Annotated in this window: 10 protein-coding genes; all 10 read left to right on the forward strand. The window is 55.4% G+C overall.

The genetic code is table 11. From position 1 onward, the window contains the following. The first annotated feature begins 318 nt into the window (after nucleotides 1-318). The 10 genes from ABJK56_RS08500 (at nucleotide 319) to ABJK56_RS08545 (ending at nucleotide 7,180) form a co-directional block, all read left to right on the forward strand. Nucleotides 319-714 carry a hypothetical protein gene (locus tag ABJK56_RS08500; RefSeq protein ID WP_347244238.1) on the forward strand — a complete coding sequence of 132 codons (396 nt, stop codon included), beginning with the start codon at nucleotides 319-321 and terminating at the stop codon, nucleotides 712-714. Further along, a complete protein-coding gene (locus ABJK56_RS08505) occupies nucleotides 711-1,151 on the forward strand; it encodes a hypothetical protein (RefSeq protein WP_347244239.1) in 441 nt (146 codons plus the stop codon). Before ABJK56_RS08500 ends, ABJK56_RS08505 begins: the two co-directional genes overlap by 4 nt. Nucleotides 1,152-1,171: 20 nt before the next feature. After that, nucleotides 1,172-1,426 (forward strand): hypothetical protein, encoded by a 255-nt coding sequence (locus ABJK56_RS08510; RefSeq protein ID WP_347244240.1) that lies wholly within the window; start codon nucleotides 1,172-1,174, stop codon nucleotides 1,424-1,426. 31 nt (nucleotides 1,427-1,457) lie between these two features. Next, nucleotides 1,458-1,934, forward strand: a complete 477-nt coding sequence (locus tag ABJK56_RS08515; protein ID WP_347244241.1) for a hypothetical protein — start codon at nucleotides 1,458-1,460, stop codon at nucleotides 1,932-1,934. A gap of 67 nt (nucleotides 1,935-2,001) precedes the next feature. Then, complete coding sequence (locus ABJK56_RS08520; protein ID WP_347244242.1) at nucleotides 2,002-2,418, forward strand: hypothetical protein; 417 nt, start codon at nucleotides 2,002-2,004, stop codon at nucleotides 2,416-2,418. 213 nt (nucleotides 2,419-2,631) lie between these two features. Further along, entirely contained in the window at nucleotides 2,632-3,813 is a 1,182-nt protein-coding gene (locus ABJK56_RS08525) for a hypothetical protein (RefSeq protein ID WP_347244243.1), read from the forward strand. 3 nt (nucleotides 3,814-3,816) lie between these two features. Beyond that, nucleotides 3,817-4,458: a class II glutamine amidotransferase gene (locus ABJK56_RS08530; protein ID WP_347244244.1), complete on the forward strand. Its 642-nt coding sequence runs from the start codon at nucleotides 3,817-3,819 to the stop codon at nucleotides 4,456-4,458. Nucleotides 4,459-4,630: 172 nt separating this feature from the next. After that, a complete protein-coding gene (locus ABJK56_RS08535) occupies nucleotides 4,631-5,299 on the forward strand; it encodes a hypothetical protein (protein ID WP_347244245.1) in 669 nt (222 codons plus the stop codon). Further along, nucleotides 5,296-6,192, forward strand: coding sequence for a hypothetical protein (locus tag ABJK56_RS08540; RefSeq protein ID WP_347244246.1), 897 nt, complete (start codon nucleotides 5,296-5,298; stop codon nucleotides 6,190-6,192). Before ABJK56_RS08535 ends, ABJK56_RS08540 begins: the two co-directional genes overlap by 4 nt. Nucleotides 6,193-6,928: 736 nt before the next feature. Beyond that, on the forward strand, nucleotides 6,929-7,180 hold the full coding sequence (locus ABJK56_RS08545; RefSeq protein ID WP_347244247.1) for a hypothetical protein: 252 nt from the start codon (nucleotides 6,929-6,931) through the stop codon (nucleotides 7,178-7,180). Nucleotides 7,181-7,244 lie beyond the last annotated feature (64 nt).

Below are 7,244 nucleotides of genomic sequence, written 5' to 3' on the forward strand. Positions count from 1 at the left end.
GGGGGTGGGGAAATGTGCCCGGCGCCTCGCTCCGTGGGCGGCTCCTGTACCGCCCATACGTCTCGAAACTCGAACGCGAGTACTGGGCGAATCACCCCCGCCCCGACTGGCCGCTCTGCCCCCATTGCGGGGCAGCAGTGGTCACTTACGGTGTACTGACGGAAAAGCAGTGACCGGTGGCCAGTGCGGGCCGATAAACCCGGCCCGCACTGGCCCTTTTTTCGGCCACTATAGCAGGTATTTCGCCCCCGGGGCTGTTCATAATTGGACGCCAGTTCCCCGGGGGAGCGTAGTACCAATCATCGTAGGAGGTCTAAGATGGAATTGGAAAAAGATATCAATACGATGTATCGTGAAGACCCAGAATACCGGCGTCTCCGCGATCTCGCGGAGAAATTCTACTTCTCCTGGTCAGGCCCGTGTTACACGGACATTGACCGGGAGCGTGCAGCCCGAGCGTATGAGCAGTGGTTACTCACGCTCAGACGCCTTCGCGAACGCGAGATCGAGATACGGACTCGGTGCCACCACAACTGGCGCCGGGTCCCGCCAGAGGGCCTGGACCCAGGCTACTGGGTTTGTGCCCGGTGTGGGGCACAGGCCTGGTCCTGGGAAATCTGTGCCCGGTGTGGGTATCCTTATCCCGGCAAGCCATGTCGGCTCTGCGGGGCTGAGGATGTAATGTCCGTTTTGTCAAGTAAGGGAGAGCAATGAGAGGGAACGAGTTCAGAATCACAGGACCCGCCTCCGGCGACATTCACGCCTGGTGGGAAATGGTAGAAGCAGAACTCGACGAGGGGAATGAGGAATTCATAACCCGCAAAATTTTCGGCCTCTCTGTGAGAGGCCGATACGGGTATGAAGAGGAATTACCACCCGGGACCCTGTTGCTGGCAGGCGCATCCCTCGGAAACTACCAAATTCAGTCCCCGCTGTTAGTGGTCGACTGGACAAACCCGAAAGGGTGGTCCAGTCGTGGAGGACAACTCCAGATCTCCATTACGAATGTTCGTCCGGTAACGCCCGACGGGTACCGCTGGGCCCGGTCCATCGCCCCCGATGACTGGGCCCGGCAGTTAGTGTACGCTGACCTCCAGTTGCGTGTCAGGCAACTGGAGGAAGCAGTTGAGAGCATATTAAAACAGTTGTAGTTTAAAAAGGAGGGCGCAAAATGTACGAGGTATGTTTTGGCCGATACGATGTCAGCCGTGACTACGGGCTGACGCGCATCTACTACATCTACGAAAACGACGAGTTCGTCGGGATATGCTATCTCGATGGGGCCGCATACATTTGCGGCCACTACAACAAACCACAGTGGGTCTTCAAGATCAGAGGAGAAACCGCGCGGTTCCCTGCGGATCAAGAAGACTTACCTGAGCCGTACCAGACTATCCGCGCGTTGGCGCGGCAAGTTATCTGTTAGTTTCTGGCCCAGGAAACAAAGGAGGTGCAAAATGTACACAGTTAACCAAGCACTGGATGAATTCCGGACAACGCGTCGCCCGGAGGCGCTGAGAAGAGCCCTTGAGATAATCCGCGACTCCGGCCCAGCGTGGATGCAGGCCGAGGAGGTTACAGCAGTAGTATTCGCTGTGTACGGAACGAAAGCCAAAATTCCAGACGAATACCTGGACCTCTTCGTCGGCCTTGTGGCCGAGTCCGGTACAGCCAGTTCACTGGCTGATTACCTGGATGAGCCGGTTGCCCTGCGCGTTGCCGATCGGATGTTCACCACTGAGCCGGACGACGCGCAGGACGCATGCGCGAAGGCAGTTGGCTTGGCTGCTCTGGCGCGGCGCCTGGGGTACAGCATAGCACCCGCTGCATTCATTGCTGCCGCTGAGGCGGCCGCAATGATGCTCGGAAATAAGGAAACCGCGAAGTTTGCGGAATTCATTGAAGACTTCTACTGCGCTATTTCCGCGCTTTGACCAGCGGAAATAAGGCAGAAGCAGAAACCCAGCAACCCAACAACCAATCCAAAAAGAAAGGAGCAAGATGTACCAGTTCAAAGCACATAGTGAATTCGCGATTCTCTGCCAGCGGTGTGGAGCACCCGGGCCATGGGCCCGGACCAAAAAAGATGCCATACTGCTTGCGGGGGAAAGCGGGTGGCTGATTGACGAATCGGCCACGTGCCCGGTCTGCCGGGCTATAGCGGTCGGACTCATACCTGTCACAGCGGAAATTCGTGGTGGCAGGTATGTTATCACGCTCCCACTTAGTAGAATTTACAGCCACCGGCTCGGAGACTACCTCGACGAGCTGGTGTATGAAGATGGGTGGGATTCTCTCCCTCCCACGGCACGAGAAGCGCTGATCGCCTCAGGTGGCGATCAGACTGCGCTCCTGATCCAGATTGCAGAACTTTTTCCTGAGGAAGAAGTAAGATTCCTCAGGCTGGAAATCAGGTGATGTCACGTTCTTGCATTGAGCCGGAGGTGCAAGATGCTCACGAAGGAAGTATTTCCTGCAACAGAATCCATATTCCCTGAAACTGTGGAACATGGAGACCTGTGTGGCGAGGGTGGCCTTGAAAGCAATACCGCTTATTTTTGCTGTTCTTTCCACCCTGCAGTGATGTTTCACTGCAGGCAGCAAAGGATAATCAAGGTCACCGTATGCCCAATGGAATTTCGCTACTTCACTGATGGCGAAAGCAGAATCAGCTCAAGAATCGTGTTATCTCCGACCGGCGAGTGGGAAATTCTATATGCCAAGTGCCCATCAGGGCACTTGCACCTGCTCGGCGTTTATCAGCATCAGCGGCACATTCTTGCTGCCACCGACTGGGTGCACGATCGTCGCGCAGCGAAGCTGGTGTATGAGATTGCGGTGAAAATGGGGTGGAGAGAAAGAGAGCGGCACAAATTTATACTTCTGGGAGCAGACCCAGAGTTTGAGGCATTTGACCCGCTTCGCGGCGTCACTGATGATTTGCCAGGGAGCGGGTTCTTTGGGACCGATGATGGAGATGTCGACGAGGACGGGTCCCAGGAGATTGTGGAATTGCATCCTCTTCCGAGCGCAGAGCCGCGCACAGTTTATGCCCGGATTCGCAGCCTTGCCCAGGAATGGGAAAGGCGCACCGGATACCGAGCCTGCCTGGCTGGCCACAGATTCCCGATTGGATTCCACATCCATGTCGGTGTCGAAGATGGATGCGCACTGACATCGTCAGTTGAGACACTGGACAAGTTCATAAATGCAGTAGACAGAGAGATCGGGTGGCTGGTCGAGCTCTCCGGGCGAGCGCGCGGTGATTATGCCAAACGCTGTTCCTGGGAGCCAAAATGGCACGGCCTGGAATACCGGACTCTTCCCGCATCTGTCCTCGCTTTCGAGGAACTGGCAGTATGGACGATGCGGGTGGTGAAAGCCATTGCACGCGGAAACAAAGTGCCGGCAATGAGCGCTACTGCCAGGAAACAGGCAGACCAGATTCGCGAGGCCGAAAGATCAGGGCGGCCGTTCACATTCGGCCTCCAGCCGCTTGAAATGGCTGACAGGCAGCACCAGGTAACTCTGCACAGGCATGACACGTTCTGCGCACACTGGGCAAAATGGGCAAGAGAAATGGCTGGCAGGCCGCGCGCGAGCGTGCTGCTGTTCGGATTCGATAGGGCACGCGGGCTGGTGACCAACTCACCAGAGCTGGCTGAGCGGTTTGGGTGGAAGTATATACCCTTCCGCCTGGAGCGGGAAGAGGAAATCCAGATCGGACTCCCGTATGATGTCCGCGTGTCCTTCGACCAGGAGGTTGCGGACTTCATCACCAATCTTATCTTACAGGAGCCAGAAAGGGGGTAAAGAATGTGCGAAATTCTTGTCAGTAAAAGAAAATTCCGGCGGATTGAGTTCTACCAGGCCTGGCAGAGAGACGGGCTGGGAGTCGCAGTTATAGGCCAAGGTGGAAACATCCGCACATGGAAATGCCTCAGAATAGAAGAGCTCGACACAGTGATCGACAAATATAGCAGAGAAGCCAGGGACGGGCTGCATATTCTTCACGCCAGGCTGGCGACCCGCGGCAACCTTGCCATCGAGAATGTGCAGCCATTTGTAGACAAAGCCCGCGGACGCCTGTTTGCTCACAATGGCGATCTGGGCGACGAGACGGTTGCGATCCTCAAATCAGTTGCGAAGGTACTTGGCTACCCAGGTAGCGACGATGACAGCGACACGCTGCTGCTATGGGTAATTTTACAGCGATTAAGCTGGGATGAGAGCGTCGAGTTGCTTGGGGAACTGTCATCAGGACAGTTTGGGCAGCGCTTCGTCCTGGCGGAGGTCGAAAGAGCTGCCCTGTTTGGGCACTGGGAGAAAAGGGGAGAAATCTGGACGCGCGGCTATGCCGCAAGCCGCGTTATCATTGAACATGGCAGGGAAACCGTTGTGCCCTGGGTTCATCGCAGCCCGTACTCCCGAAGGTACTATCTTTGGGATTTGGAATGATGCGGCGGCGGACCTGCTATTACCATTTGCTCAGAGCAAGCCAGACAGCGGGTGTGCTGCATCCGCTGTCTGGCCCATCTCGCCCTGCGGTGCCGTGGCACCGCAAATGTATCGCTTGTGCCTGTAGTTGACAAATTTTTCTGATCCAACGATAATTTTGAGGTGGTGAGAAATGTTATTTATCGTCACTGCAGAGTGGGGAGGCAAGAAGCCTCCCAGCAGTTACTACAACAAGCTAAGAAAGCTCGGGATTGACGCCCTGTTCAACCGGATTATTCGCGTCAAGAGCCTTTCCTTAGCAATGGAAATCGCCGCGATGATCCAGGGTAACGGCGGCGACGCGCTGGTGATCCCAGCGCATGCATTGCTCCCGGTGCTTCGGCACCGGGTGGAGCCACTCGAGACGGTTTTCACGGGCACTGGTCGTTGGGTGGTGACTTGCTACGAGTGCGTGAAATCCTACGCGTACTCTGGGCAGACACCGCGACAGTGCCCGGTGTGTGGAGGGCTGGCATTCCATTGCCGCCCTGGATACAAAAGACCAGTGGCGGCAACGGCGGGCACCACGATGTTTGACCAGTGGGTACAGACAAGATTCGTCACAGGATATTTCGAGATACCGGATAGGGTTAGCTATACGCAGAATCTTATACCGGTACCAGAGATCCCGCCAGAATGGCGGGATGCGGTTGACGAAATAAGAGAGTTCGGCATCACCAGTTTTACTTCTCTTCGCCAACTGGATGCAGCACTATCTTTGCTAATGTACCCGCCGCTGTTATATGCGCTGGGAAATGACCTCTTGAAATCCAGCAAACTGCTTGCAGGAGAGGAAGAATGAGCGATACTCATAAAGTCGCACTGTCAGATGGTATTACAGTATACCAGGTTGAACGCGACGGCAAAATAATCCTTTACGAGGATTTTACATACGCCAGTTGTACAGTTGACCCCGATGGCATCGAAGATGCCGCAAGGGCGCTAATAGAACAAGCGAAGGCCGATCTTGAGCATCCTGGAAGCAGCTTTGCTGCCCAGGAGGCCGCGATCGACAATATGGAGTTCACAGACCACCCCGACTATGTGAGTGATCGGGCAGTCAGCGCGCGCACGCTAATCACCGTTCACTCTGTGTCCGGCCAGGCGGCAGAGTGGTTAGGGCAAGTTTCCAGCTCAATTGTCACTGCCGCCCTGGAAATATTCACCACAAAGTCATTCACCAGGGAGGCAGTTGGGAGACTGGTGAGATCGGTATGTCCTCCATTCCCCGCCTGGTCAATTGACTTTATCGCCTCCCAATTGATGCTGTGGAAATCACATAAGTATCTGTTCCCCCGTGTCCCCATCGCTTTCAGAGCCGCAGAGGTCCATTATGGCGTTGCTGGCGGCGAACTGATGGTTGAGTTGCCAGGAGCGCCGGGACCGCTGCTCCTCTGCCCGCTTCTGACACCGCGTCCGCTGAGATTTACTATCTGGTGGCTGGTGACAGGCGGCAGGCTGATCCCCCACGCAACCGTCCACTTCGCGCGCGCCGGTACTGGCGCTCCAATCCTTCGTGATGGAAGCGCACTGTGGGAGTTGGTGGCTGCACTGCTCCAGAAGGAGCACAGGGCACTGGGTCTGGAACAACCAGGCCTCCGCGACTTGGCAAATATCATCACTGTCCTGTCAAATACCCCAATCGACTACCGGGATGCGATAAAGATGCTGAAACAAAAAGAAATGAGAAAATAGTTGGGAAAATTCCCACCGGCGGGGTGTGAAAATTCTCACTTGCGCACCGTGAAAATTCCCGCTCTCACACGAAGAACTGTCACGCTCTCCGGTAGTACCATAGTACCATTTACAAATCAAAAATCGTTGTGTATAATTAATTTAGAATAAAGGGATATAGGATAAAGGAAACACAAACAGGCAAGAGCACAGGAGGAAACAGAGACAAATGAACGCTATTTATCGCCGCTGTCATTGGTGCGGTGAACTTCTGCGCTATCACTGCTCCGCATGGGTCCACCTGGACGGTGGCCAGTATATGATGCAGTGCCCCGTTTGTGGGTGGAAAGGTGCTCCCTCTCGTATCCCTTCCCGCTGTCCACGCTGCGGTGCTGAGACGCACCAAGACCACTGCGCTTTCCCCGAACCAACACCAGAAGAGTACCAGATATTGCACGCAGAAAGAGAAAATTCCAGCTATGAGGGTGAGAAAATTCCCCAGACCCTATAGTACTGGAGTACTACCGCCAGATAAGGAGGAAAAATGGACAAAACAGTGAACAAGTTGGGATGGACCCCGGAGGAGGCCAGATGGATACAGTGCCCATTGATGCAGCGCCTTTGCATCGGGCCGAAGTGTATGGCCTGGCGGTGGATACAACCGCAGCAGGCAGAGGTGCCCATCGAACGAGGCTACTGTGGCCTTGCTGGGCGAGACGGGATACTGCGTCCAGATACTTTGTCCTAAGGAGGAACGATGATCGCGTCAGTTTTCACCAAGTCACAGGAGGAATTCATCCAGTCGGTTGAGGACTGGATCTCCGCCCGCGCGGCAGCGCTGGGCGGAGGCAGGTGGGATGACGTCGCCGATGCTGCCCGCCTGCTCCTCGGGGCTCTGGCCAACGAGGCAGCGAACCCTGAGAGAGCAGATTGGGCAGCGGAATTTGCTTGCGCGATTCTATCCGGCCTGTCCTCTGAGCAGGAATTGGTCGCAAAGGAGGAAGAATAAAAATGTTAAGGGAAGAAATCTCTGCTCTCCAGGTCTTTGTGCTCCTGTTCCTCCTGATGGCGCT

It is taken from the genome of Thermogutta sp. (assembly GCF_039793925.1).
Lineage (GTDB): Bacteria > Planctomycetota > Planctomycetia > Pirellulales > Thermoguttaceae > Thermogutta.